This is a genomic window from Thalassospira sp. ABD4_177, from assembly GCF_056160125.1.
Window position 1 is genome coordinate 117840 of the sequence record NZ_JBSWWO010000002.1, and the last position, 24425, is coordinate 142264.

A 24425-nucleotide genomic window follows, 5' to 3' on the forward strand; every position below is an offset into this window, starting at 1 on the left:
TTATAATTATTTAATTCTCAGAACTTATACGATGATATATGTCAATGAAGGGTCGATTTTTTACGGAAAAAGATGTGTGAAATCAGCGCTGTGATTCCGGGCGCGCAATTCTGTCCCTGCCCCGGTCCCGCCCCATCGATTTTCAGAAATTTATGCCCTCATCGCCATCTCGTGGGCGGTGATTTTTGCTGGCCTGACTTCCGGGTTGTGGTTAGGGTCGAGGCGCTTGCCACCAACTTTTCAATTATTTGCATTTCAGCGGAGCCCCCATGCTGCGTGATATTTCGCCCCAAAGTATTTTCATGGGCCTTTTGGCCGGATTTGTTGGATCGGCCAGTTCGTTTGCCGTCGTCTTGCAGGGACTGACCGGTGTCGGTGCCAGCCCGGAACAGGCCGCATCGGGCCTGATGGCGCTGTCGATTTCGATGGGCCTTTGCGCGATTGTCTTATCGCTTAAAACCCGTCTTCCAATCAGCATTGCCTGGTCCACACCCGGTGCGGCACTTTTGGCGACATCCGGTGCGATTGAGGGCGGCTTTGCGGTTGCCGTTGGTGCCTTTATCGTTTGCGCCGTGCTGATCATTATCAGTGGTGTTTGGAAACCGTTGGGCCGTGCAGTTGCGGGCATTCCGGCGCCGCTCGCCAATGCGATGCTGGCCGGTGTATTGCTTGGTCTGTGCCTCGCCCCGGTCAAGGCGGTTGCCTTTGATCCATTGCTGGGTCTGCCGATTGTCATTGCCTGGATTGTCATGGGCCGTTTCAACCGCTTGCTTGCCATCCCCGCCGCCCTGTTGGCCTTTGTCGCGGTGATGGTATTCGGGGTCGAGTTCCCGGAAAATGCGATTGCCGATCTGGGCAGTGCGATTGTGCCGCCGGTCGAATTCGTCATGCCGGAATTTACCCTGACCGGGTTGGTTGGCATTGCCTTGCCGCTTTTCATTGTGACCATGGCATCACAAAACATTCCGGGCACCGCAGTGCTACGCGCCAATGACTATGACACCCCGCCCGGGCCGCTTTTTACCGTGACGGGGATTTTCTCGTTACTCTCCGCCCCGTTTGGCGGACATGCCGTTAACCTGGCTGCGATCACGGCTGCCCTGTGCGCGGGCAAGGACGCCCATCCTGATCCGTCGAAACGGTATTGGGCCGCTTTTTCAGGCGGTGTGTTCTATATCGTATTCGGGCTTCTGGCCGGATTGGTGACCGCCTTCATCAGTCTGGCGCCGGGCATCCTGATTGAAGCGGTTGCGGGTCTTGCCCTGATTGGCGCCTTTGCCGGATCGGCAGTTGCGGCGTTCAAGGAAGAAGACGGTCGCGAAGCAGCCGCCGTGACATTCATCGTCACAGCCGCGGGCCTGACCTTTTATGGGATTTCCGGTGCCTTTTGGGGGCTGCTTACCGGGGGGCTGATTTACTTCCTGACCCATTTGCGCAATGGCAGAAAAAAATCGGACTGATTTCTCAGCCCGATTTTTGTTCTTCAATGTTAGACCAGCTTGACCTTTGGTTCAGGGCTGGGCGGTGTTTCCACCTTTGCGTCTGTCAGGGTCGAGATGGCGTCAAACTGTGACAGGAAGACGTCACCGGTCAGCTCGTCAAGGAAGTGGGTCTTTTTCAGACGGTCCATAACCGGGCCTTTGACCTCGGACAGGTGAAGGGCAATGCCCATTTCCTCAAGCCGGTGATTTATCGCCTCAAGCGATTCAAGGGCGCTGAGGTCAATCTCGTTCACAGCCGAGCACATCAGAACCACATGTTTGAGGTTCTCGCACGCCACCACCCGATCATAGAGGTAATCCTCAAGATATCGCGCATTGGCGAAATAAAGGCTTTCGTCAATCCGGATGGTCAGAACCGACGGATGGGTGATCACCTTATGACGCAGCACGTTGCGGAAATGCTGGGTATCGGGGACAAGCCCGACCTCGGCAATATGCGGGCGTGAGGTTTTATACAAAAACAGCCCGATTGACAGAACCACACCGGCCGTCACACCGACCTCAACCCCAAGACCAAGGGTCAGAAGGATGGTGGCCAGAACCGCGATGAAATCCGCTTTGGAATATTGCCAGCTGGTTTTCAGGATCGAGAAATCCACCAGCGACAGCACCGCAACGATGATGGTGGCCGCAAGGGTCGCTTTGGGCAGGAAATAGACAAGCGGGGTCAGTGCCACCGCCGCAATCGCCAGACCAACTGCGGTAAAGGCGCCAGCAGCGGGCGTTTGCGCCCCGGCATCAAAGTTCACGACCGAACGGGCAAAACCACCGGTGACCGGATAACCGCCGGTAAAGGCCGCACCGATATTGGCAGCCCCGAGACCAATCAGTTCCTGATCCGGGTTGATGCGTTGACGACGTTTGGCCGCAAGCGTCTGCGCCACAGAGATTGATTCAACAAAGCCGATCACGGAAATCAGGATGGCCGGTACCAGAAGATCGGTGACCAAACCCGGGCTGAAGTCCGGCATGGTCAGTGGCGGCAGGCTTTGCGGGACGTCGCCAACGATTTTCACCCCGCGCTCTGCCAGACCGAGATACCAGGTCGCCGCCGTGGTGGCGAAAACGGCAAAGACCGGCCCGGCCTTGGTCAGGACGTCGGCCGTGCGCGCACCAAAACCCAGTTTGCGCAAGGCAGGCTTAAGCCCCTTACGCACCCAGAACAGAAAGCCCGTGGCACAAATGCCGATGATCAGCGTCGTCTGATTGGTTTCGGGAATATGCGCAATCAGCGAAGAAACAATTTCCCAAAGGTTATGACCGCTGGCATCAACACCAAGGATGTGTTTGAGCTGACTGGCGGCAATGATCATGCCCGATGCGGTAATGAAACCGGCAATCACCGGGTGCGACAGGAAGTTTGCCAAAAAGCCCAGCTTGAACACACCCATCGCAAGCAGGATCGCCCCGGAAAGGGCCGCAAGCGTCAGGGCAGCAAGCGCATAGCCCATGGTGCCGGTTTCGGCAATATTGCCAACAGCCGCCGCCGTCATCAGGGAAACAACCGCCACCGGCCCGACCGCAAGCGCGCGGCTGGTGCCAAAGATGGCATAAAGAATGATCGGCGCGATGGAGGCATATAACCCCGCCTCGGGCGGCAAACCCGCCAGCAGCGCATAGGCAAGTGATTGCGGGATCAGCATGATCGTCACGATCACGGCTGCAATCATGTCATTGCCAAAGGCCGTCCTGTCATAGGTCTGTCCCCAGTCAAAAATCGGGACATATTTCCGGAGCATGTTAAGGCGCATTCGTCGATCTCTTAGATCAAGGTTGGTCGAAGGCAACGCGCACGCTGCCTTGGACGAAGGGTGTTTTAGTTGGTCGTGACTTTTTCAGGCTTGGCCAGCCATTCCTTGCCGCGCAGCATCGCCTTCCAATAAATCGGCGGCAGCAGCTTTTCCTTAAGCAACCAGGCAAGGTGGGACGGCTTGGTGCCATCGATCATCCATTTCGGGAAGGACGGCAAAAGCGTTCCGCCATAACCGAATTCGGCCAGAACAATGCGACCGCGTTCGACCGTAAGCGGGCAGGATCCATAGCCGTCATACTGTGCGACCGGGGATTTGCCATCGATATCGGCAACAACGTTTTCGGCAACCACCGGCGCCTGTTTACGGGCGGCAGCAGCCGTTTTGGCGTTGGGTGCATTCATCACATCGCCCAATGACCAGATGTTGCTAAACGACTTGTGACGAAGGGTCGCCTGATCGACATCCACCCAGCCCGCAACATCTGCCAGCGGAGAGACACGAATGAAGTCCGGTGCCACCTGCGGCGGGCAGACATGGATCATGTCAAAGGACTTCTCGATGCGTTCGACCTTGGTGTCGGGTTTGGCAACATCGAACCAGGCCTTTTTCGCCTGACCATCAATCGCCACCAGATTATGGAAGAAGTTCAGTTTGGCGTCGTATTTCTTCACATAGCTTTCAAGAGCCGGGACATAATCCTTCACCCCGAACAGCACGCCACCGGCATTGCAGAAATCGATATCGATGTTCTTGAGAACACCATTGCGGTTCCAGTGATCGGCCGAAAGATACATCGCCTTTTGCGGCGCACCGGCGCATTTGATCGGCATTGGTGGCTGGGTAAAGACCGCCTTGCCTTCGCGCATCGAGGAAACCAGTTCCCAGGTATAAGGCGCAAGGTCATAGCGATAGTTTGACGTGACACCATTGCGGCCCAGCGTTTCGACCAGACCATCAACCCGGTTCCAGTCAAGCTTGAGCCCCGGGCAGACGATCAACCGGTCATATTTGACCACCCGGCAGCCATCAAGGATGACCGCATCGTCTTGCGGTTCAAACGCAGCCACGGCCGCCTTGATCCAATGCACGCCCTTGGGAATAAGCGATCCCATCGTCTGGGCCGTGGTGATGGCCTCAAACACGCCGCCACCCACCATGGTCCAGCCCGGCTGGTAATAGTGGATATCGGCCGGATCAATCACCGCGATCTCAAGGCCCGAACGGCGGGCCTGCAGGCTGGATGCCACCGAAATACCGGCAGCACCGCCGCCGATGATCACGACATCATATTTCGCATCGCCCTGATCGGTGGGCGTTTTGCCGCCATTGACAATGCGGCGGACAACACCGCCCATGTCATAACCGGCGGCCTTGGTGGCGCGAAGGATTTCGCTGGTATCGAGTTTTCCGGCCTGGCTCAACGACCAGAGCGTTGTCGAACGGGTCCCCGTCCGGCAATAGGCAAAGATCGGCTTGGGCAGTTCATCAAACAGGCGCCCGAAGTCGCTGGCGTCGTCATCACTGACCTTGCCCGCGACAATCGGCTGATAGCGGACTTCAAGCCCGGCGTCCTTTGCCGCGTTTGAAATCTCCTCGTATGTCGGTTGGTCGGAACCCTCGCCATCCGGCCGGTTACAGACGATGGACCGGAAGCCGAGCTTGGCGATTTCCTTGACATCGTCTGCAACGATTTGCGGACTGACGGAGAACCCGTCACTTATTTTTTTGGTTTCCATGGCTTTTCCTCACCTAAGTGTTGATTACAGCCCGTTCACCGGGACTTTCAGCATTTTCTTGCCGCTGTCATCGGTCGGCACCTGACCGGCGCGCATATTGACCTGAAGCGACGGGATAATCAGACGCGGCATATCAAGCTGGGCATCACGTTCGGTGCGGAACTTAATGAAATCCTCGCGGGTTTTGCCCTGGCCGACATGGATGTTGTGCTGTTTCTCTTCGCCAACCGTGGTTTCCCACTTGATGTCACGGCCGTTGGGGCCGTAATCGTGGCACATGAACAGACGCATATCGTCTGGCAGGGCGAGGAGCTTCTGGATGCTGTCATAAAGCGTCCCGGCATCGCCGCCCGGGAAGTCGGCACGGGCCGAACCACCATCAGGCATGAACAGGGTATCGCCGACAAAGGCGGCATTGCCCATGACATGCACCATGCAGGCCGGGGTATGGCCCGGGGTATAGATGGCAAAGCAGGTCATGGAGCCGACCTGATAGGTGTCGCCATCTTCAAACAGGCGATCAAACTGGCTGCCATCGCGCTGGAATTCGGTGCCTTCGTTAAACACCTTGCCAAAGGTATCCTGAACAACGGTGATCTTGCTGCCGATGCCAAGCTTGCCACCCAGTTCCTGCTGGATATAGGGGGCCGCGGACAGGTGGTCGGCATGAACATGGGTCTCGATGATCCATTCCAGCTCAAGGCCCTTTTCCTTCACAAAGGCGATGATGTTATCGGCATGATCGAACGTGATACGACCCGCCGCATAATCGATATCCATCACGGAATCGACAATCGCGCAGGCATTGCTTTCGGGGTCCTTGACCACATAGCTGATCGTGTTGGTATCTTCGTCAAAAAAGGCCGTAACTTCGGGTTTTACGGACATGTGTACCGGGTATGCAGACATGGATTCCTCCTAAACAACTGCCTCCGTGCGGCCTTGTGAACGGCCTGCATCGGATAGGTTTGCGATGGCCTTTGCCCACAGGTTTGCGGACAAAACATCTGGCTATGATCTTTATTTTAGGAATTCGCGATTTGCGCTTCAGTGACGAAGTCACCAAACATCGCAATATCAACACTTAATAATTCTAAAGTCGTAGAACCGCCCAAGCAGCAGCGGTTTTCTAGCTTTGCGCCAGCTTTTCCAGCGGTGCGCGCTCGATCAGGCGGATGGTGCCGCGCGATTGTTCGATCCATCCGCGGCGCTGGAATTCCTGCAGCTGGCGCGAAATGACTTCACGGGCGGTGCCCAGCTCAACAGCCAGTTTCTGATGGGTGGCCGACACCATATCCTCCCCGCCCGCAAGTTCGATCAGCTTGTGGGCCAAACGGATATCAAGCTTCTGGAAGGCGATTTCCTCGATCACCATGAACAGGTCGGTGATGCGTTTGGAATAGGCGGTAAAGACAAACTGGCGGAACTCGATCGAGTCCGAGACAAGCTTGTCAAACACAGCACGCGGGATGGCCACCGCACGGGTTTCGGTCTCGGCAATGCCTTCGGCAGAGTAATCCTCATAGGCCAGAAGGCAGGCTGTGGTCAGAACGCAGCTTTCCCCGGCATGCACGCGATAAAGCACAATTTCACGGCCTGTGTCGGATGTCTGTTGCACACGCACCGTGCCATCCAGCAACAGCAACAGGTTTTCCGGCGACTTGCCCGGCCCGAAAATGACGGTATTGGCGGGAACGGTAACGATCTTGCTTTCATCGACAAGGAAGGATCGGATGCCCTCGGGCAAACGTGACAGACCCGGAAACTGGTCGATCCAACTCAAAACCTTATCCCCCTTGAAAGCATTGCTTAAATCTACATCACATTCGATGTAAAAGGAAATTGTCCCGGATGCAACCGTACTTTGGAATATTTCCGAAAAAGCACCCCGCGCGTGCCATCTGATCTTGCGTCTTGATACAAAAACGGGCAGCGATACGCTGCCCGTGCATTTTGATGTGCGAAGTGCACTTACTCGGTTTTCGGCCGCGGGATGTGCAGATTACCCGTCTCGTCAATTTCCCAAAACGGGTTGAACGCCACCTCCCAGGCATGACCATCGGGATCCCGGAAATAACCGGAATATCCGCCCCAGAAAACCTTTTCGGCCGGTTTCTGGATTTTCGCCCCGGCCTTTTCGGCCTCCGCCATCACCTGATCGACTTCTTCTTCGCTGCGCGCGTTATAGGCCAGCGTCAATCCGGCAAAGCTCGCGCCCGTATCATCATCGAACTTGCCGTCTTCCTTAAGCGCGTTGCGCCCAAAAAGTCCAAGGGCAAGACCATTGGACAGCTGGTAAAACACCACCTGCCCTTCGACCATTTCGGTCATTTTCCAGCCCAGCCCGCCTTCATAAAACCGGCGCGCCCGATCCAGATCGGCAACGCCCAGCGTAATCAGCGAAACACGTTGATCCATTATATGCTCCTTGCTGTGCGCACCCGAAACCCGCGCGAGGGTACCACAGGGTGTTATCCCCGCCGAGCCTGGACCCGGCTCATCTTGCAATTTCGCATCGCAACAGAGACGCAATTTTATTGCGCGTAAATCGGTACCGGAATAAGTAAATAATAAGTTGACCTTACGTCAACAGATGCAATCAGGCGTTTTGCATAGTGCGATGCGAGTTCGTTTTGAGAAAAGGTCAGTATTTATTACCATTTCAGGATCAGGCATGGGTCCCGCAATCCAACCTGACAGATAATTTACAGGTCATACCGAAACACTGCGCCAACACCCATATCAATAAAAGCAGTGCATAGGGCCCGAAATGACCCCGCATATCAGAGAAATCCGAGGGAGACCGGTCATGGCACAACAATTGGCGGCAGTTCAACTCGACGATAAATATACGCTTGAAGAAGGCCGGGTTTACCTGACAGGTATTCAGGCGCTGGTTCGCCTGCCCCTGATGCAGCGCCAGCTTGATGCACGCGCCGGGCTCAATACCGCCGGCTGCATTTCAGGCTACCGCGGATCGCCGCTGGGCGGGCTTGATCAGCAGCTTTGGCGGGCCAAAAAGTTCCTGACCAAACAACAGATCGAATTCCAGGCCGGGGTCAATGAAGACCTTGCCGCAACCGTCGTCTGGGGCAGCCAACAGGTCAATATGTACAAGGATGCCAAATATGATGGCGTCTTTGGCATGTGGTATGGCAAGGGCCCGGGTGTTGACCGCTCCGGGGACGTGTTCAAACACGCCAACTATGCCGGCACGTCCAAGCATGGCGGTGTTTTGGTGCTGGCCGGGGATGACCATTCCTGCAAATCATCCACCCTGCCCCACCAGACCGAATATGCCTTTATCGATGCGCAGATCCCGGTCCTGAACCCGTCCGGTGTGCAGGATATTCTTGATTACGGTCTGCATGGCTGGGCGATGAGCCGTTATTCCGGGTGCTGGGTGGCGATGAAAACCATTGCCGAGACGGTGGAAAGTTCGGCCGCCGCCGACGTGGCGCCTGATCGGATCATGCCCGTCATCCCGACCGATTTTGACATGCCCGAGGGCGGCCTGCATATCCGCTGGCCCGACACGCCCAAGGAGCAGGAACATCGCCTAATGAAATACAAGCTATATGCCGCACTGGCATATGCGCGGGCGAACAAGCTGAATAAAACCGTGATCGACAGCCCGAATGCGCGGCTTGGCATCATCACCACGGGCAAGGCGTATCTCGATGTCATGCAGGCATTCGATGACCTTGGCATTTCCGAAGAAGACGCTGCCAAGATCGGCATTCGCGTTCTCAAGGTCGGGATGAGCTGGCCGCTTAACCGTGACGACGTGCGCGAATTCGCCATGGGGCTGGAAGAAATCATCGTGGTCGAGGAAAAGCGCGCGGTGATGGAAAACCAGGTCAAGGAGCAGCTTTACAACTGGCGCGAAGATGTCCGCCCGCAGGTCATCGGCAAGTTCGATGAAACCGGCGAATGGATCCTGCCATCGATGGATGAGTTGACCCCGGCACGGGTTGCCGTGGTGCTGGCCGAACGCATCAAGCGGTTCTATGACAGCCCGGCCATTCATGAACGCATCGACTGGCTGGCGGAAAAGGAACGCGAAATCGCTGAACCGCGCCCGGATGTGGCCCGCATTCCATGGTTCTGCCCCGGTTGCCCGCATAACAGTTCGACCAAGGTGCCCGACGGCAGCCGTGCGATGGCGGGTATCGGGTGCCATTACATGGTCAACTGGATGGACCGCTCGACCGAGACATTTACCCACATGGGCGGCGAAGGCGCGACCTGGATCGGTCAGGCGCCGTTCACCAATGAAAAGCACGTCTTCCAGAACTTGGGCGATGGCACCTATTATCATTCAGGGTCGCTTGCCGTGCGGGCCGCCGTCGCATCGGGTGTGAACATCACCTATAAAATCCTGTTTAACGATGCCGTTGCCATGACGGGTGGCCAGCCTGTTGACGGGCCGCTGACCGTGCCGCAAATCACGCGCCAGATGTTTGACGAGGGTGCCAAACGCATCATCGTTCTGTCGGACGAGCCCGATAAATACCCGATGGGATCGGAATTTGCGCCGGGCGTTGATATCCGTCATCGCGATACGCTTGAAGACACCCAGAAAGAACTGCGCGAAATCGAAGGCGTTTCGATCCTGATCTTTGACCAGACCTGTGCGGCGGAAAAACGCCGCCGTCGCAAACGCAAGCTGATGGTGGATCCGCCCAAGCGCGTGTTTATCAATGATCTGGTGTGTGAAGGCTGCGGCGATTGTGGTGAACAGTCCAACTGCCTTGCCGTTGTGCCGGTCGAAACCGAATTTGGTCGCAAACGCGCCATTGACCAATCGGCCTGTAACAAGGATTTCTCCTGCCTTAAGGGATTCTGCCCAAGCTTTGTCACCATCGAAGGTGGCGAACTTCGCAAACCCGATGCGGCGGCCAAGGGCGACACCGGAACGGACGCCGTCTTTGCCAGCCTGCCGCGCCCGACCCTACCCGATATTGATGATCCATGGTCGGTTCTGATCACGGGCGTGGGTGGCACGGGCGTTGTCACCATCGGGGCGTTGCTTGGTATGGCAGCCCATATTGAGGGCAAAGGCATTGTTGGCCTTGATATGGCGGGTCTTGCCCAGAAAGGCGGGGCTGTTGTCAGCCATATCCGCTTTGCCAATGATCAGAACAAGCTCCATGCCGCGCGCATTCCGGCCGGTGAAGCCAATGTGGTGCTGGGCTGTGACCTTCTGGTGGCGGCAAGCTTTGAAGGGCTTGCCAAGATGCGCCGCAACTTTACCCAAGCGGTGATCAACACCCATGAAACCGTCACCGGGGCCTTTACCCACAACCCGGACTTTGAGCTTAAAACCAACGAGCACATGAAGGTCATCAATGATGCCTGCGGATCGGACGCCGTGCATTTCGTTGAAGGCAGCGACATCGCCACCCGCCTGATGGGCAACTCGATTGCCACCAACCTGTTCATGCTGGGCGTTGCCTGGCAGCGCGGCCTGATCCCGATCAGTGAAGAAGCACTGATGCAGGCGATTGAGCTTAATGGCGTATCGATTGATATGAACAAGCAGGCCTTCTATTGGGGCCGCCTTTATGCTCATGACCGCAAGCGCGTGATTGATGTCGTCGGCCCGAACGAAGCCGAAGCCCACCCGATTGCGACCGAGCTTTCCGATATCATCGCCAAACGCCGTGCGTTCCTGACCGACTATCAGAACGCCGCCTATGCCGATCGTTTCACGGCCCTTGTCGATAAAGTTGCCGCGGCCGAAAAACGCCTTGGCGACGCGGATGATCTGGCCCGGACAGTTGCCAAATATTACTTCAAGCTGCTGGCCTATAAGGACGAGTATGAAGTGGCCCGCCTTTACACCGATCCGGCCTTCATGAAAAAGGTCACCCAGACCTTCACGGGTGATTACAAGATCAACTTCCACCTCGCCCCGCCGTCATTGGCCAATGCCGATCCGGAAACCGGCAAGCCGCAGAAATCGGTGTATGGTCCGTGGATGATGACGGCGTTCCGCATGCTGGCAAAAATGAAGTTCCTGCGCGGCACCAAACTTGACCCGTTTGGCCGCAACCCGGAACGCCAGATCGAACGTCAGTTGATCACCGATTACGAAAAACTGGTGACCGAAGTGATAGACGGGCTCACCCACGACAATGCCCGCATCGCCAAGGCATTGCTCGCCCTGCCCGAACACATTCGCGGCTACGGCCACGTCAAGGAAGAGCACATCGAAAAGGCCAAGGCGCGCGAAGCCGAACTGCTCGAACAGTTCCACAACCCGCCCGAACATCTCAAGGCAGCGGAGTAAGCCAAAAATCAAAAGGGCCGCATCAAGCGGCCCTTTTGCTGTTCAGACAAAACGCGGAGAGCGTTGACGGAAATTCGGCAAAAATCGTGTGGCTCCTTCACGCAAATCACGGACCGACTTTTCATGGCGCTTACGTTTGCGATAGTCGGCAATCATGTGATCGGTTGATTCAAAGCCGTCCTCGATCCCGCGATCAAGGTTTTCCCAGGTCCAGTCATAATTGATATGCGGGGAAACCGGGATTTCGACGATATCGATTTTACGGCCACTTTCAGCGACTTCGCGCTTAAACGCCGTGACCGCGTCCTCGCTGGCCGATGCGGCAAACAGCATCACCAGATTGTTGAGCGCGTCATACAGGTTTTCAGGCTGACGCACCTGTTTGAGATCAAGGATACGACTGACCCAGACTTCGTCGACATCCGGGTGCAGGCGCAGGAAGTCAAAGAAATTGACGGTATCGACCGTTGCCCCTTCGCAATAGGTATCGCCATTTATTTCAACCGGCTCCTCGATAAAGGGCAAGGCCGAACAGGCACATAGCGTCTGGGCATTCATCTGCGGCAAGTCATAATGGTCGGGTTTGTTGGTAAAAAGCTCAAGCCGCTGTTTGGAAAGGTTATAGGCGTTATGGAACATCGCAGGCTTGTCAGGCTGATAGAGACGATCAAATTTCAGCCGGTCGAGAAACATGCTGTCTGGTGAATAGATCTTTGCCAGCCCCTTGGTCTGGGTCTGGTACATCGATCCGACCAGAAAACGCGACAGTGGATTTGCCGCCAGAAAACCGTTTAGCAAGACATCGTTGAAATTGTGGGGCGTCCAGTATTTTGGATTGCCCATGAAGTGCTGCACATGTTCGACCGCCTGACCGATGGCGTCGGGCACAAGCAGCCCCTGATAGCTGTTGGGGTTAAAGAAGTAATTCAGTTTGTTGGCGAAATCAGAAAAGAAGTCCGGGGCAAATGCCGATGCGATCGGAAACCGTTCATAGACACTCGCCGGTCGAAAGATTTTGCGAAAGAAGGCGATGCTCTGTTCAAGTTCCTGACCTTCGTCCGCCTGATGCCAGGCAACCGATAGCCAGGCACCAATACAGGCAGAAGACCAGATGTCGAACTTGATATCAGGTTCCTGCTGCAACCGTTTGAGCACACCGATACTCAAACCAACAGCGGGCCCACCGCCAGAAAGAAAGATAGCTCGTTTGATTTTCTCCACGTCGCGATCTCCTTTGTTAAGAACCGAATGGTTCGGCCCAAACAACATGGTGCAAACGTTGCAGATGCCATCGCGTGCACCATAGTTTACCCCCAGGAGATACCAGCCCGTCTTTGCGGACTTGTAGATACGACGATCATTATAATGATTTTAAGACGCTACATTTGAGCCAATTATTCATTAGTGATGTGACGAAAACCGAGATTACATATACATCAATATAAATAAACGATGGATCTATATACTTAATTTCACTTTTGAGAGAAAATCTCATAAGTAATATCCGATACTTACACCTCGACAACACATTATTTTACTTAATAATTATTTCATACATACCGAAATTAACCCCAGAACGACAAAAGCCGCCCGAGGGCGGCTTTTTCATCGCGATTCGATTACTTTTATTCGTAGTAGCCGACCATGAAAATCTTGCCATCATGAGCCTTTACCCAGGTTTTCTTTTCAGCAAGTTTTTTGGTCTGTGGGTGGGTCCAAGTATAGTTCGACCAACCACCATCCGGCGCTGTTTTCCCTGTTTCGACCATATTGCGAATGATGAACTTGCTGTTCACATCCTGAAGATCCCAGAGACCCGGGTTATTGACCAGTTTCGGGTTGATCGCATGGGTCAGGAACGTGCCCTTCTCACCATCGGCGACAATCACGTAAAACTCGTCAAAGACATATTCACCGGATTTGTCATTGAAGACGGCAAAGGATTGCTCCTGCCCGACATCGTCATAAAGCCCAATTGCCTTGTCGACCAGCTCCTTGGCCGTTGCTTCCTTGTCTTGTGCCATGGCTGATGACACGTACAACGCCATCAAAAACGACACACATGCCGCAACGAAAGAACGCAAAACGATTTTCATCCTCAATACCCCTTAGTGATGAAAGTTGAGTTGGTGAAGGAATTAAACGGCGCGCAGGCGCGCAACGAGTTCATCCACAGAGCTGCTCAGCCCTGCCATCTCACGGCTGAGCTCGCTGGTGGCTTCACCTACGCTGCCCGCGGAATCACGGGTGGCACGTGCAATCTCGCGCACATCCCCGATGCCACCTGAAACAGTTTCCGCATACCCCGCGGCCTCGGAAATACTGCCGCTGATCTGCCCGGTGGCGTTGCCCTGTTCCATGACGGATTCTGCCGTCATTTTCAGGATTTCGTTGATACCCTGGACGCTTTCGACAATCGTTCGGATCGCCTCAACCGCCTGACCGGTTTCGGCACGGACATTGGCAATTTCCGATGCGATTTCCTCGGTCGATTTCGCGGTCTGGCTGGCAAGGTTTTTGACCTCATTGGCGACCACGGCAAACCCTTTACCCGCCTCACCGGCGCGCGCGGATTCAATCGTGGCATTCAAAGCCAGAAGATTGGTCTGTTCGGCGATATTGCCAATCAGGGCAGCAACATCTTCGATGCGAATGCTGGCTTCTTCGAGACGACGAATTTTTTCATCTGCGTCACGAGCCTGCTCACTGGCTTCCTGTGCCTGGCGGCTGCTTTTCTGGATTTCCTCGCTGATATTGGAAATCGCCGAAGCCAGACCATTGGCCGCCTGGGAAATCTCGCCCATATTGTGGCTGGATTTACCCGATGCATCAAAGGCACTTTCGCTTTGCTGATCGGTGCGTTCCGCATTCCCCAAAAGTGCCTGCGCAGAAGCACCGATTTCTTCAATCGCGGCACTGACAGCCGTTGCCGTGCCCTGAACCGAAGTTTCGATATCGTGGGCAAGCTCCTGCATGATCTTGCGTTTTTCCTCGACCGCGCGGGCTTCGTCTTCCTGACGTTGCTCTTCGGCGGCCTCAAGGCTTTCGGCATTCTGGCGGAAGACTTCGACCGCATCAGCCATTTTGCCCATTTCATCCTTGCGCCCGGTAAATGGCACAGAAATATCGGTTTTGCCTTCTGAAATGTCGCGCATCACATGGGTCAGTTTCTTTACCGGCCCACCGATGAAGGTTGCGATCAAAAAGCTGATGATCGCCATGGCGACCGAGGCCGCAACAGCAGCAATGATTGTCTGATCCTGTGCAGAGCTGCCGACTGCGATGGCCGCACCACTTGCGCTATCCATCCGAAGTTCCGCTGTTGCGCGCAGCTTGGAAAGGATGTCCATCAAAGCTTCATAATCAGACTGCGCTGACCAGGAAAAGCTGAGCGCACCGGTATAATCGATATCCAGCATCCCGATGACCTGATTAACCTTGCCCAGATAGCTGTCATAGAGTTCCTGGGCTTCAAGCGACATCTGACGTCCAGAATCCGGAAGGTTTTCATTCTCAAACAAGGTCACAAAGGACTGTCGGGCTTCCTCAATCTGGGTGTCGAGTTCCTGGGAAACAGCGTTCATTCGCTCTTCGTCAACACCGGCGGCCGACCATGACAGCAGGCGATAAACTGTCTGGTGCACCTTGGTAACATTGCGGTCAATCGTACTGATATCCTTGACCTCGGGATAGGCTTCGCTTACGGCGAACTCCAGACCATCAGAAAGTGACAGAATTGCCCGCCCGCCAATCAGACTGACGGCGATGATCGCGACAACAGCAATGACGGGTAAAACCGAAAGCTTGGTACCGATATTCAGATTCGCAAAAGTCTTCATTCTTTGGCTATCCAAAATTGACATTCACAGGTGGCATCAGGCGGCGTCGTTACTGGCCGCCTGAAGTTTGGCGACGGTTACGTCACCGGTCGTATTTCGATATGCAGAAAGAACACCGTTGGTCGCGCGATAACCGTCCTCGATGCTGCGATCGAGGTTTTCCCACGTCCAGTCGTAGCTGATATTGGCTTCGACCGGGATTTCGATGACCCGGATATCACGGCCACTTTCGGCGACTTTGTATTTGAACAGCTTGACGTCGTCTTCGCTGGTGGTTGCCGCAAACAGCATCACCAGATTATTGAGCGCGTCATAAAGGTTTTCCGGCTGTCGTATCTGCTTGACGTCCAGGATGCGACTGACCCAAACCTCATCAAGATCAGGGTTCAAACGCAGCAGATCATAGAAATTGACGGTATCGACCGTGGCCCCTTCGCAGTAGGTATCGGCACCAATCACCACCGGCTCCTCGATATAGGGGAGTGCCGAGCAGGCGCACAATGTCTGGGCGTTCATGCCCGGCAAGCCATAGGAAAGCGGCTTGTTGGTGAACAACTCCAGCCGCTGCCGCGTCAGGTTGTAGGCGTTGTGCAGGATGGCCGGTTTGCCATCCTCATAAAGCCTGTCAAAATCCAGCAAATCAAGAAAAGTACTGTCGGGATAGTAAATGCGTGACAGTCCCCGGTTGCGAGATTGGTACATCGCGCCCATCATGAAACGCGACAGCGGATTGGCCGCCATGAAACCGTTTAGGATCAATGAGTTAATATTACCCGGCGTCCAGTATTGCGGCTTGGCAAGGAACTCCTGGACATAGGATGCCGCCTCCATGATAGCTTCGGGTACGATCAATCCCTGATAGCTTCGGGGATCGAGCATATAGGCGATGGTATTGCTGGTCTGGGAGAAGAAGTCCGGGGCAAAGGCCGCTGCTATCGGGAAACGATCATAGACCTTTTCCGGTCGACAGATGCGTTTGAAGAACTCGACAGTCTGTTCATATTCGCGTCCCGGGTCTGACTGATTCCAGGCAACGGCAAGCCAGGCACCGATACAGGCCGTCGACCAGACATCAAATTTGAGATCGGGTTCTTCGTGTAACCTTTTCAAGGCACCGAGGCTCAAACCAACGGCCGGCCCACCACCAGCCAACGCAATCGCACGCTTCTTTTCCGCCATGTCGTCGTCCCCCGTCTAAGGAACCGGGCATTACGCCCACCACGGGCCAGTCAGAAAGAAGATCAAACTCCAGATCGAAACCGCTCATACTGGCCCAAGCGTTCTCGTAATGTTTATATTGCATCGCACAAATACAACCTTTGAGCCAGTGTGTTTTGTCACAACTACACTTATACGTCTTGCTGCTATGCAATAGCATAGTTAAAGTTGTATTTAGAATCATACATATAAATCAATGACTTAACGACCATATTTAGTCTGTAAGAATGAGAATTCACTATCCGTTTGAGCGACTAACCTAATACGTTTTCCTTTGAAGAAAACGCATTCAACCGCCCTGCTGCGGTCTGCCCAAAGGAGATCAGAAGCTTCTTTCGACGCGCTGCGGAAAGCTTTTGTTCGGGACTGGGGCGGATAATGGCCGCCTCAAACCGGTCGGCAACGATCAATCCGACATCCTCGGGGATCAGGTCCTTGGGGAAGTGCATCGGTACGGCAAAGAAGAACCGGTCACAGTAATCCAGATAGCTTTGCCATTTCTGATCAACCCGGAAATCCTCGACCGATGATTTGACCTCAACCGCCCAAAGCTCGCCCTTTGGCCCAAGGGCGAGCACATCAAGCCGACGGCCATTGCCCAGACGCAGCTCGGTCAAGCAGGCCATCTGATGATGATATAAAAGCCGACAGACACCTTCGGTGACGTCAGATGTGATTTCAGGGCGAGATGCGATTGTCATCGGCCAAGCTTACAAAAGCAAAAGCCCGCATCAAAGCGGGCTTTTGGTGTTCACGTCCGGTCTGCTGACAGGGTGCTGTCAGCTCATGCCCAGCGCACGTTTGTAGACTTCCAGGATTTCTTCCTGTTCGGTGCGTTCGTGGTCTTCCATTTTGCGCAGACGAATGATCTGGCGCAGGATTTTCACGTCATAGCCAAGCGCCTTGGCTTCACCGTAAACTTCCTTGATATCAGCCATCAGGTTGGCTTTTTCTTCTTCAAGGCGTTCGATACGCTCGACATAACTCGCAAGCTGATCGGCTGCGATACCACCGACTTCGGTCATCAATTCTTCTCCGATGATGGATTGCACAGCGGATATCCGATGCGCGGAATTTCAAAGGGCCAAAACCCGTTTCGGCGCGACGATACTCAATGCATCTCTCGCTGACAAGCCCGTTAGGTGTCCGATCTTGCGTGGGGGTCTGTACGCTCGATCAGGACATCGGCAACGGCGACCAAAGCTTCCTTTGGTGAGGCGCCAAGTTCGATGGCCGCGTCATAGATTTCGCGCTGTCTGCGGGCACTTGTGCCGCGTTTGACGATTGTGCGGGCATGTTCGACTTCATCGACACAGCCAAAAAATTCGGCATCAGGCCGGATGAGTTCGAGGATTTCTTCGAGCAGATCGGCATAGGGCACGATTTCACCGCGGCCAAAGTCGATCAGACCGGCCTTCTCGCCCGGATCACTGCCATAGCGGCAGGCCCGCCAACGGTTTTCACGCACCAGCATGTTGGCATAAATCCGCCAGCGCTGATTATTGCGCCGCAAACGATAGAGCATACGCATCAGGCATCGGGTGATCGATGCAACACAGACCGCGTCCTCAAGATCGGTGCAGACATCGGCAATGCGCATTTCAAGCGTCGGCCAGCGATCAGATGGTCGCAAATCCCACCAAAGCTTTGTGCCATCCTCGATCACACCGGCATTGATCAGCATATCGACATGGCGGCGATATTCCGCCCAGGAGCCGAAAACTTCCGGAAGGCCCGTGCGCGGCAGGTTGTCAAACACAGACAACCGGAACGTCTGAAGCCCGGTTTCCTTGCCCCGCCAGAAGGGTGAACTGGTGGTAAGCGCCAGAAGATGCGGCAAGAAATAGCTCGCCTGCGCCATCAGTTCGATGCGCAGATCGTCATCCTCGATCCCGACATGGACATGCATGCCGCAAATCAGCAAGCGATCCACCACCGTGCGCAAATCGCGCGCGATGGTGTTGTAACGCTCGCCATCGGTGTGTTTCTGGTCGTCCCACTGGGCAAAGGGATGGGTTGAGGCCGCGAGCAACGCCATATCGTATTTCGCGGCCACCTCGGAAAGGGTGCTGCGCATCTCAATCAGCTGCTCGCGCGCTTCAAGTGCACTGTTGCAAACCTTGCTGCCGGTCTCGACCTGACAGCGCATGAATTCGGAAGACACCTGATCACCAAGCTTTGCCTTGGCATCCTTGTGGAATTCGGCAGGCGGGTCCTTGGCAAGATCGCGGGTTTCGCGATCCACGAGCCAGAATTCTTCTTCAATGCCGATGGAAAATCCCGGTTCGCGTGCGTTAGCCCCTGCCAAATCAGTCTCTCCTGATCTTGTATAGGTTCGGATCCGCAAGGATGTCGACGAAGGCATCGCCAAGGATCTTCGCCCATTTCTCACATCCAGTATCAGTATCAATCAGATCCTGACGAATTTCAATCGACACGCACGGAAGGCCCGCCGCCTCGCCGTGGTGGTCAATGGTGTAGTCCGCCAGATGCTGGCCGGAATACGGTTCATTGTCACCGATGGTAAGGTCGGGGTTTTGCGCCCGCAGGGTTTCAAGCAACGGCACCGGAATGCGATCATCCTGATCCCACAGAACGCCGATTTCCCAAGGGCGTTCAAAGCCCTGGAATACGGGGGTAAAGCTGTGAATGGCGATTAGGGCCGGGGCGATTTTATGGGCGTGGAAAGTGGCAATCTGTTCTTCGATCGCCCAATGATAGGGCAGGAAAATTTCGCGGATGCGCTTCATATGTTCGCTGGGCGAGACGTTTTTGTTGCCCGGCACCACGGTCTGATCAGAAATTTCGGGCATCCCGGTCGGATCCCAAAGCTGCCGGTTGCAGTCGATCACAAGACGCGAAAACCCGCCCAGAACGGCCGGGCAATCAAAGCGATCAACGAGAATTTCTGTTACCTTGCGCGCACCGATGTCCCAGCCGATATGACGTTTGCGCTCTTCCTCGGGCAGGCCCAGCGTGCCAAGGCTTTTGGGGACTTCGCGGGACGCATGATCGCAGACAAAAAGCGAATGGCCCTTGCCGTTTGCGTTCAAGATTTCAAACGGGGCTGGATCATCATGGCCCAAAAGGGTCCCGGCTTGGTTCGGCACGCGTGTTCTCCTGAAATTCGGTGGTCTTCGGGTCGTTGGATCGTCGTGTATTGGCGGGTCAACCGGGGCAGCAACGCGCTCAAGGACTGGGTGCGCATGCGCCAACCGGCATCTGTTGAACTATCAATTTATCACCGCCGAGACAAGATTGCGCTGCAATAAGCAGGCTTGATGCATATCGACACTTTGCGTAGCGCCCAAACATCCCGTAAAATGGTATGACCATTTAGGGTCAGGACCTATAATATCATTGCACTGGCACAGAAAAACACGATTGGAGACAACCCAACATGCCGTCTGCCAAGCCGGTTCAGGCACAAGACGATCAGGAGCCCAAGCGTCCCAAACGGATTGCCGATCAGGTTGCCGATCAGATCCTTGAAAAGATTTCAGATGGCATTTTCCTGCCCGGAGACCGCCTACCCGGCGAACGCCAGCTTGCCGAAAGCATGTCGGTCAGCCGTGTTTCGGTACGTGCTGCCTTGCAAAAGCTCAAGACCCGTGGGTATTTGCGCGCGGTTCAGGGCGGCGGCACGGAAATCCTGTCTTCGACCGGGATCGACATGGACACCGCCATGACCGATCTGGTGCGCGATTCGATCAGCAATCTGCGCGATCTGCAGGAAATCCGCTGCACGCTTGAAACATGGGCGGCACGGCGGGCGGCCATCAATGCCAGTGACGAGGATATCAAGCTTCTGCGCATGGCCTATCGTCAGGCACATGACCCAAGGCGGGCGGCAAAATACCGTGCGGATGATGATCACCGCCTGCATATGATGATTGGCCGGGCGACCGGATCGATCATTTATTATCACGTGATGAAAATGCTGCATGACGTGCTGCAGGCAGCGCTGACCGAAATCCGCTTCAACGGCATGGCCGGCCCGACCTTTGATCGGATGGTGCAGGAACATCACCGTGACATCATCGAGGCCATCGCAGCCCATGACCCGGATGCAGCGGAAAAGGCGATGTCAGATCACTTGCAAGCCGTGATCGATTTCTTCAAAACCGCATCGGACAAGCAGGCGACCTAAATTCAAGGCCGGGATCAACCCGGCCAAAATCCAATCAGGGAAACCCAACATGACCACTTCGCGCGAAAAACTTCTGGCTTTGATGGATGCGGCCCTAAAGGCTGCCGACCCCGGCGTTCAGATCCCGCGCAACCTGCCCGAACCGCCCAAGGGCAAGACCATCGTCATTGGCGCAGGCAAGGCATCGGCCAATATGGCGCGCGCCTTTGAGAAGGCCTGGACAGGTGATGTCGAAGGGTTGGTCGTGACCCGCTATGGCCATGCGGTTGAATGCGATCAGATCGAAATTGTCGAGGCCTCCCACCCGGTGCCTGATGCCGCCGGGGAACAGGCTGCCAAGCGGATCCTTGATATCGTCTCGGCTGCGGGTCCGGATGATCTGGTGGTGGGCATGATTTCCGGCGGCGGATCGGCCCTTCTCGCCCTGCCCGGTCCGGGTTTGACCCTTGAAGACAAACAGGCGATCAGCAAGGCGCTGTTGCGCAGTGGCGCGACCATTTCGGAAATGAACTGTGTGCGCAAGCACCTGTCTGCCATCAAGGGCGGCCGTTTGGCTAAGGCATCTGCGCCGGCGCGCATGGTGACCTATCTGGTGTCTGACGTGCCAGGCGATGATCCAGCCATCATTGCATCCGGCCCGACCGTATCCGACCCAACGACCGGTCAGGATGCACTTGATATCCTCCGCCATTATCAGATTGATATCCCGAAGGCCGCCGAGGAGCTTCTGCGCAGCGAGAAGGATGAGACGATCAAGCCCGACGATCCCTGCTTTGACGGACATGAAACCATCATGCTGGCCCGCCCGCAGGACAGTCTTGAGGCCGCCGCATCCGTCGCGCATGACATGGGGCTCAATACCGTGATCCTTGGGGATGCGATCGAAGGCGAAGCGCGCGAAGTCGCCATCGTCCATGCCGGCATCGCCCATCAGGTTGCCAATCACGGCCAACCGGCAGCAAAGCCGTGCGTGTTGCTTTCAGGCGGTGAAACCACCGTCACCGTGCGTGGCAAGGGGGGTCGTGGCGGCCGCAACAGCGAATTCTTGCTCTCCCTTTTGCTGCAGCTGCGCGATCAACCGGGCTTTAGCGCACTTGCCATTGATACCGACGGCATTGATGGCAGCGAGGATAATGCCGGCGCCATCATTGATGCCAAAAGCTGGCAAACAGCCCAGGAAAACGGTGTCGATCTGTGGGAATACCTTAATAACAATGACGCCTATAGCGCCTTTGCCAAAATTGATGATCTTCTGGTGACCGGCCCGACCCTGACCAATGTCAACGACTTCCGGGCCATCCTGATTGAATAGGTTTTAATAGAAGTCCGATCAGCTTCCTGGCTTTGGCATCCAGGGGCGCACCCAGCCAAGCCCGTCTTCGGTCTTGCCGTGCGGCTTGTATTCGCAGCCGATCCAGCCTTCATAACCGATGCGATCAAGCATATAGAACAGGAAGGGGTAATTGAGCTCCCCACTGTCGGGCTCATGGCGGCCCGGGGCGCCAGCAACCTGCACATGTGCGATGCTGTCGATATGTTGATCGAGCCGGGCGGCAATGTTCCCGCCAACGATCTGGGCGTGATAGATATCGAACTGCAATTTCAGACGCGGATGATCAAGCTGCTCAAGGATCACGGCCGCCTGTTCGATGGAATTAAGCAAATAACCCGGCATATCCAGCGGATTGATCGGCTCGATCAGGATATCGACCCCGGCCTGATCGGCAAGATCGGCGGCATATAGCAGATTGTCGCAATAAAGCCGGGCGAGTTCGCCGGAATCCTCGCCCTTGCCCATCACACCGGCCATGCAATGAAGCATCTTGCAATCGGTGGCCGCCGCGTAATCAAGCGCCTTTACGACAGAGTCGCGAAAGACATCCTCGCGCCCCGGACGACAGGCCAGACCACGGTCGCCTGCCTCCCAGTCACCGGCGGGCAGGTTAAACAAAACCTGCTCCAGACCATTTTCATCAAGCAGCGATTTGACGGTGGAAAGCGGCATGTCATAGGCGCCGATATATTCCACCCCGACAAAGCCGGCATCCGCGGCCGCGGCAAACCGTTTTTCAAACGGCAGTTCGGCAAACAGGAACGAAAGGTTGGCGGCAAAGCGGGGCATGATCGATCCACAAGAATGATTGACGATGGCACATGGTTTCCGATGCATCCCGCAAGGTCAATCTTCAATCGCCGGATTACGCGGTCGTTAGGCCTGATGATCCCACTTCGCGTTTGATCCAATCGCCGAATGCTTCGACCTCGCGCAGGTTATCGCCGCGGCTGGTATGCACATAGTGATATGCGTGCCCTTTGATTTCAGGGCCAAACGGCATCACCAGCAATCCGGCATCGATTTCGGCGCGCACCATCGCCGGGCTGGCGAGAACAACACCCTGCCCGGCGATCGCGGCCTGAATGGCGTGGCTGTCATCGGAAAAGCTGATGCCCGCACTTGGCAGGAATTCCGGACATCCAGCTACCTGCCCCCATCTTTGCCAGGTCGGGGTCGCATCATCGGGCCGCAACCAGTCAAAATGCAGCAAGGTCGCCTTGCGCAGGTCTTCTGGTTTTTCCAACCCCAATGAAGGACTGCAAAGCGGGACGAAATGTTCGCGAAACAATTGGCTTGCCACCAATCCCGGATAGGGCCCGGTGCCATAACGAATGGCGGCATCCGCGACACCACCGGCAAGATCAACCGCCTCTGGCGAGGTATGTAGGCGCAAATGGATGTCGGGATATTCCGCCTGAAACCGTGGCAGGCGGGGCAATAGCCATTTTGCCGCAAAGGATGGAATGACCGAAACCGTTACACTGCGTGATACGGGGCGGTTGCGCACCTGATCAATCGCCTTGGCAAAGGATGCAAAGCCATCGCGCAAAACCGGATAAAGCGCCTGCCCGACATCGGTCAGGATCACCTGCCTCGGCTTGCGATCAAACAGTTGAACAGCCAGCGTTTCTTCAAGCAGGCGCACCTGATGGCTGATCGCGGTTGGCGTGACGCCAAGCTCGGATGCGGCATTCTTGAAACTCTGATGGCGGGCTGCGGCTTCAAAGGCGCGCAGGGTCGCTAGTGGCGGTAATGACATATGAATGAACTGAGCTCATCTATTGGCTGAGGAATTCGATTTTGCCGCGCCCCTTAAATTCAGTCAATGATTGGTCATCACAGACGCACACAGATGAACCATTTTCATCACATGGAGAGTATGATGACCAGAATTCTTCATATCGACAGCAGCTCCCGCCCGGGGCGGTCTGATCAGAAACAGCATGGCTCACACACGCGCCGCCTCACGGCACAGTTTGTGCAAAACTGGCTGGCAAAACGCCCGGACACCGAGATCATCTATCGCGATGTCGGCGCAAACCCGCCGCAACCGACCACCGGTGACTGGGTCCATGCGGCCTTTACCCACCCCAATGATCGTGAAGCCTGGATGCACGCGGCACTGTGCGAAAGCGACCAGCTGGTGGACGAGTTGCTGTCTGCCGACATCATTGTCGCCGGGGTGCCGATGTATAATTTTGGCATGCCTGCGCAAATGAAGGCATGGGTCGACAACATCGTCCGGGTGGGCCGGACATTTGGTTTTGATCGAACGCGCGGTGATATCCCCTACTGGCCAATGGTAAGCGGCAATAAATCAATTGTTGCCCTGTCAGCAAGGGGTGACTATGGCTATGGCCCGGATGGGCGTATCGCGCATTTGAACTTTGTCGAGGGCGGGCTGTTTACCCCGCTGCAATATATCGGCATCACCGATCAGTTTGGTGCGGCGGTTGAATATGACGAGTTTGCCGACGAACGAACGCAGGCATCGATCAAAGAGGCCGAAGAAAAAGTTGTTGAGCTTGTCGCTCAACTGATCGCCAAGCATGAAGCCATCAATGTCGTGTGAAATGTGAGGTGGGATGCATCAAA

20 protein-coding genes are annotated in these 24425 nt (G+C 55.4%); 5 read left to right on the forward strand and 15 right to left on the reverse strand.

Annotated features, from left to right (window positions below):
* Positions 1 to 269: 269 nt before the first annotated feature.
* Positions 270 to 1460, forward strand: a complete 1191-nt coding sequence (locus tag ACXAF0_RS13255) for a benzoate/H(+) symporter BenE family transporter (RefSeq protein ID WP_475346350.1) — start codon at positions 270 to 272, stop codon at positions 1458 to 1460.
* Between the two features lie 29 nt (positions 1461 to 1489).
* On the opposite strand, the gene ACXAF0_RS13260 is transcribed toward ACXAF0_RS13255, so the two are convergent.
* From ACXAF0_RS13260 to ACXAF0_RS13280, 5 genes are all read right to left on the reverse strand, one after another.
* Positions 1490 to 3253, reverse strand: coding sequence for a SulP family inorganic anion transporter (locus tag ACXAF0_RS13260; RefSeq protein ID WP_475346351.1), 1764 nt, complete (start codon positions 3251 to 3253; stop codon positions 1490 to 1492).
* Positions 3254 to 3318: 65 nt separating this feature from the next.
* The gene (locus ACXAF0_RS13265) at positions 3319 to 4992 is read right to left on the reverse strand and encodes a bifunctional protein tyrosine phosphatase family protein/NAD(P)/FAD-dependent oxidoreductase (protein ID WP_475346352.1); all 1674 of its coding nucleotides are present in this window, start codon (positions 4990 to 4992) and stop codon (positions 3319 to 3321) included.
* A 24-nt stretch (positions 4993 to 5016) separates the two neighbouring features.
* The gene (locus ACXAF0_RS13270) at positions 5017 to 5901 is read right to left on the reverse strand and encodes an MBL fold metallo-hydrolase (protein WP_475346353.1); all 885 of its coding nucleotides are present in this window, start codon (positions 5899 to 5901) and stop codon (positions 5017 to 5019) included.
* A gap of 220 nt (positions 5902 to 6121) precedes the next feature.
* Positions 6122 to 6775, reverse strand: coding sequence for a Crp/Fnr family transcriptional regulator (locus ACXAF0_RS13275; RefSeq protein ID WP_475346354.1), 654 nt, complete (start codon positions 6773 to 6775; stop codon positions 6122 to 6124).
* Between the two features lie 188 nt (positions 6776 to 6963).
* Complete coding sequence (locus ACXAF0_RS13280) at positions 6964 to 7410, reverse strand: VOC family protein (protein ID WP_475346355.1); 447 nt, start codon at positions 7408 to 7410, stop codon at positions 6964 to 6966.
* Between the two features lie 391 nt (positions 7411 to 7801).
* On the opposite strand from ACXAF0_RS13280, the gene ACXAF0_RS13285 reads away from it, so the two are divergent.
* Positions 7802 to 11287, forward strand: coding sequence for an indolepyruvate ferredoxin oxidoreductase family protein (locus tag ACXAF0_RS13285; protein WP_475346356.1), 3486 nt, complete (start codon positions 7802 to 7804; stop codon positions 11285 to 11287).
* A 42-nt stretch (positions 11288 to 11329) separates the two neighbouring features.
* Here ACXAF0_RS13285 and ACXAF0_RS13290 read toward each other — a convergent pair whose 3' ends face one another.
* From ACXAF0_RS13290 to ACXAF0_RS13325, 8 genes are all read right to left on the reverse strand, one after another.
* Complete coding sequence (locus tag ACXAF0_RS13290; protein WP_475346357.1) at positions 11330 to 12508, reverse strand: patatin-like phospholipase family protein; 1179 nt, start codon at positions 12506 to 12508, stop codon at positions 11330 to 11332.
* Positions 12509 to 12912: 404 nt separating this feature from the next.
* Complete coding sequence (locus ACXAF0_RS13295) at positions 12913 to 13383, reverse strand: cache domain-containing protein (RefSeq protein WP_475346358.1); 471 nt, start codon at positions 13381 to 13383, stop codon at positions 12913 to 12915.
* A 42-nt stretch (positions 13384 to 13425) separates the two neighbouring features.
* Entirely contained in the window at positions 13426 to 15126 is a 1701-nt protein-coding gene (locus tag ACXAF0_RS13300) for a methyl-accepting chemotaxis protein (protein WP_475346359.1), read from the reverse strand.
* 36 nt (positions 15127 to 15162) lie between these two features.
* Positions 15163 to 16305: a patatin-like phospholipase family protein gene (locus ACXAF0_RS13305; RefSeq protein WP_475346360.1), complete on the reverse strand. Its 1143-nt coding sequence runs from the start codon at positions 16303 to 16305 to the stop codon at positions 15163 to 15165.
* A 293-nt stretch (positions 16306 to 16598) separates the two neighbouring features.
* Positions 16599 to 17045: an MmcB family DNA repair protein gene (locus ACXAF0_RS13310; RefSeq protein ID WP_475346361.1), complete on the reverse strand. Its 447-nt coding sequence runs from the start codon at positions 17043 to 17045 to the stop codon at positions 16599 to 16601.
* 78 nt (positions 17046 to 17123) lie between these two features.
* A complete protein-coding gene (locus tag ACXAF0_RS13315) occupies positions 17124 to 17369 on the reverse strand; it encodes a DUF2312 domain-containing protein (RefSeq protein WP_007090950.1) in 246 nt (81 codons plus the stop codon).
* 113 nt (positions 17370 to 17482) lie between these two features.
* Complete coding sequence (locus ACXAF0_RS13320) at positions 17483 to 18652, reverse strand: carboxylate-amine ligase (protein ID WP_475346362.1); 1170 nt, start codon at positions 18650 to 18652, stop codon at positions 17483 to 17485.
* 1 nt (position 18653) lies between these two features.
* Positions 18654 to 19454: an N-formylglutamate amidohydrolase gene (locus ACXAF0_RS13325; RefSeq protein ID WP_475346363.1), complete on the reverse strand. Its 801-nt coding sequence runs from the start codon at positions 19452 to 19454 to the stop codon at positions 18654 to 18656.
* 290 nt (positions 19455 to 19744) lie between these two features.
* On the opposite strand from ACXAF0_RS13325, the gene ACXAF0_RS13330 reads away from it, so the two are divergent.
* Together ACXAF0_RS13330 and ACXAF0_RS13335 are read left to right on the forward strand one after the other, a co-directional pair.
* Positions 19745 to 20494 carry a FadR/GntR family transcriptional regulator gene (locus ACXAF0_RS13330; RefSeq protein ID WP_475346364.1) on the forward strand — a complete coding sequence of 250 codons (750 nt, stop codon included), beginning with the start codon at positions 19745 to 19747 and terminating at the stop codon, positions 20492 to 20494.
* A gap of 49 nt (positions 20495 to 20543) precedes the next feature.
* Positions 20544 to 21806: a glycerate kinase type-2 family protein gene (locus ACXAF0_RS13335; RefSeq protein WP_475346365.1), complete on the forward strand. Its 1263-nt coding sequence runs from the start codon at positions 20544 to 20546 to the stop codon at positions 21804 to 21806.
* An 18-nt stretch (positions 21807 to 21824) separates the two neighbouring features.
* Here ACXAF0_RS13335 and otnI read toward each other — a convergent pair whose 3' ends face one another.
* Positions 21825 to 22616, reverse strand: a complete 792-nt coding sequence (otnI, locus tag ACXAF0_RS13340) for a 2-oxo-tetronate isomerase (protein ID WP_475346366.1) — start codon at positions 22614 to 22616, stop codon at positions 21825 to 21827.
* A 76-nt stretch (positions 22617 to 22692) separates the two neighbouring features.
* The gene (gene gcvA, locus ACXAF0_RS13345; protein WP_475346367.1) at positions 22693 to 23589 is read right to left on the reverse strand and encodes a transcriptional regulator GcvA; all 897 of its coding nucleotides are present in this window, start codon (positions 23587 to 23589) and stop codon (positions 22693 to 22695) included.
* Between the two features lie 123 nt (positions 23590 to 23712).
* Here gcvA and ACXAF0_RS13350 point away from each other — a divergent pair, with 123 nt between their 5' ends.
* Complete coding sequence (locus tag ACXAF0_RS13350; protein ID WP_475346368.1) at positions 23713 to 24402, forward strand: FMN-dependent NADH-azoreductase; 690 nt, start codon at positions 23713 to 23715, stop codon at positions 24400 to 24402.
* The last annotated feature ends 23 nt before the right edge of the window (positions 24403 to 24425 follow it).

Excerpts from the sequence above, each read along its gene's own strand:
- ACXAF0_RS13255 (WP_475346350.1), top strand. The coding sequence starts at position 270 with ATGCTGCGTGATATTTCGCCCCAAAGTATTTTCATGGGCCTTTTGGCC.
- ACXAF0_RS13260 (WP_475346351.1), bottom strand. The coding sequence starts at position 3,253 with ATGCGCCTTAACATGCTCCGGAAATATGTCCCGATTTTTGACTGGGGA.
- ACXAF0_RS13265 (WP_475346352.1), bottom strand. The coding sequence starts at position 4,992 with ATGGAAACCAAAAAAATAAGTGACGGGTTCTCCGTCAGTCCGCAAATC.
- ACXAF0_RS13270 (WP_475346353.1), bottom strand. The coding sequence starts at position 5,901 with ATGTCTGCATACCCGGTACACATGTCCGTAAAACCCGAAGTTACGGCC.
- ACXAF0_RS13280 (WP_475346355.1), bottom strand. The coding sequence starts at position 7,410 with ATGGATCAACGTGTTTCGCTGATTACGCTGGGCGTTGCCGATCTGGAT.
- ACXAF0_RS13285 (WP_475346356.1), top strand. The coding sequence starts at position 7,802 with ATGGCACAACAATTGGCGGCAGTTCAACTCGACGATAAATATACGCTT.
- ACXAF0_RS13295 (WP_475346358.1), bottom strand. The coding sequence starts at position 13,383 with ATGAAAATCGTTTTGCGTTCTTTCGTTGCGGCATGTGTGTCGTTTTTG.
- ACXAF0_RS13300 (WP_475346359.1), bottom strand. The coding sequence starts at position 15,126 with ATGAAGACTTTTGCGAATCTGAATATCGGTACCAAGCTTTCGGTTTTA.
- ACXAF0_RS13305 (WP_475346360.1), bottom strand. The coding sequence starts at position 16,305 with ATGGCGGAAAAGAAGCGTGCGATTGCGTTGGCTGGTGGTGGGCCGGCC.
- ACXAF0_RS13310 (WP_475346361.1), bottom strand. The coding sequence starts at position 17,045 with ATGACAATCGCATCTCGCCCTGAAATCACATCTGACGTCACCGAAGGT.
- ACXAF0_RS13315 (WP_007090950.1), bottom strand. The coding sequence starts at position 17,369 with ATGACCGAAGTCGGTGGTATCGCAGCCGATCAGCTTGCGAGTTATGTC.
- ACXAF0_RS13330 (WP_475346364.1), top strand. The coding sequence starts at position 19,745 with ATGCCGTCTGCCAAGCCGGTTCAGGCACAAGACGATCAGGAGCCCAAG.
- ACXAF0_RS13335 (WP_475346365.1), top strand. The coding sequence starts at position 20,544 with ATGACCACTTCGCGCGAAAAACTTCTGGCTTTGATGGATGCGGCCCTA.
- otnI (WP_475346366.1), bottom strand. The coding sequence starts at position 22,616 with ATGCCCCGCTTTGCCGCCAACCTTTCGTTCCTGTTTGCCGAACTGCCG.
- gcvA (WP_475346367.1), bottom strand. The coding sequence starts at position 23,589 with ATGTCATTACCGCCACTAGCGACCCTGCGCGCCTTTGAAGCCGCAGCC.
- ACXAF0_RS13350 (WP_475346368.1), top strand. The coding sequence starts at position 23,713 with ATGACCAGAATTCTTCATATCGACAGCAGCTCCCGCCCGGGGCGGTCT.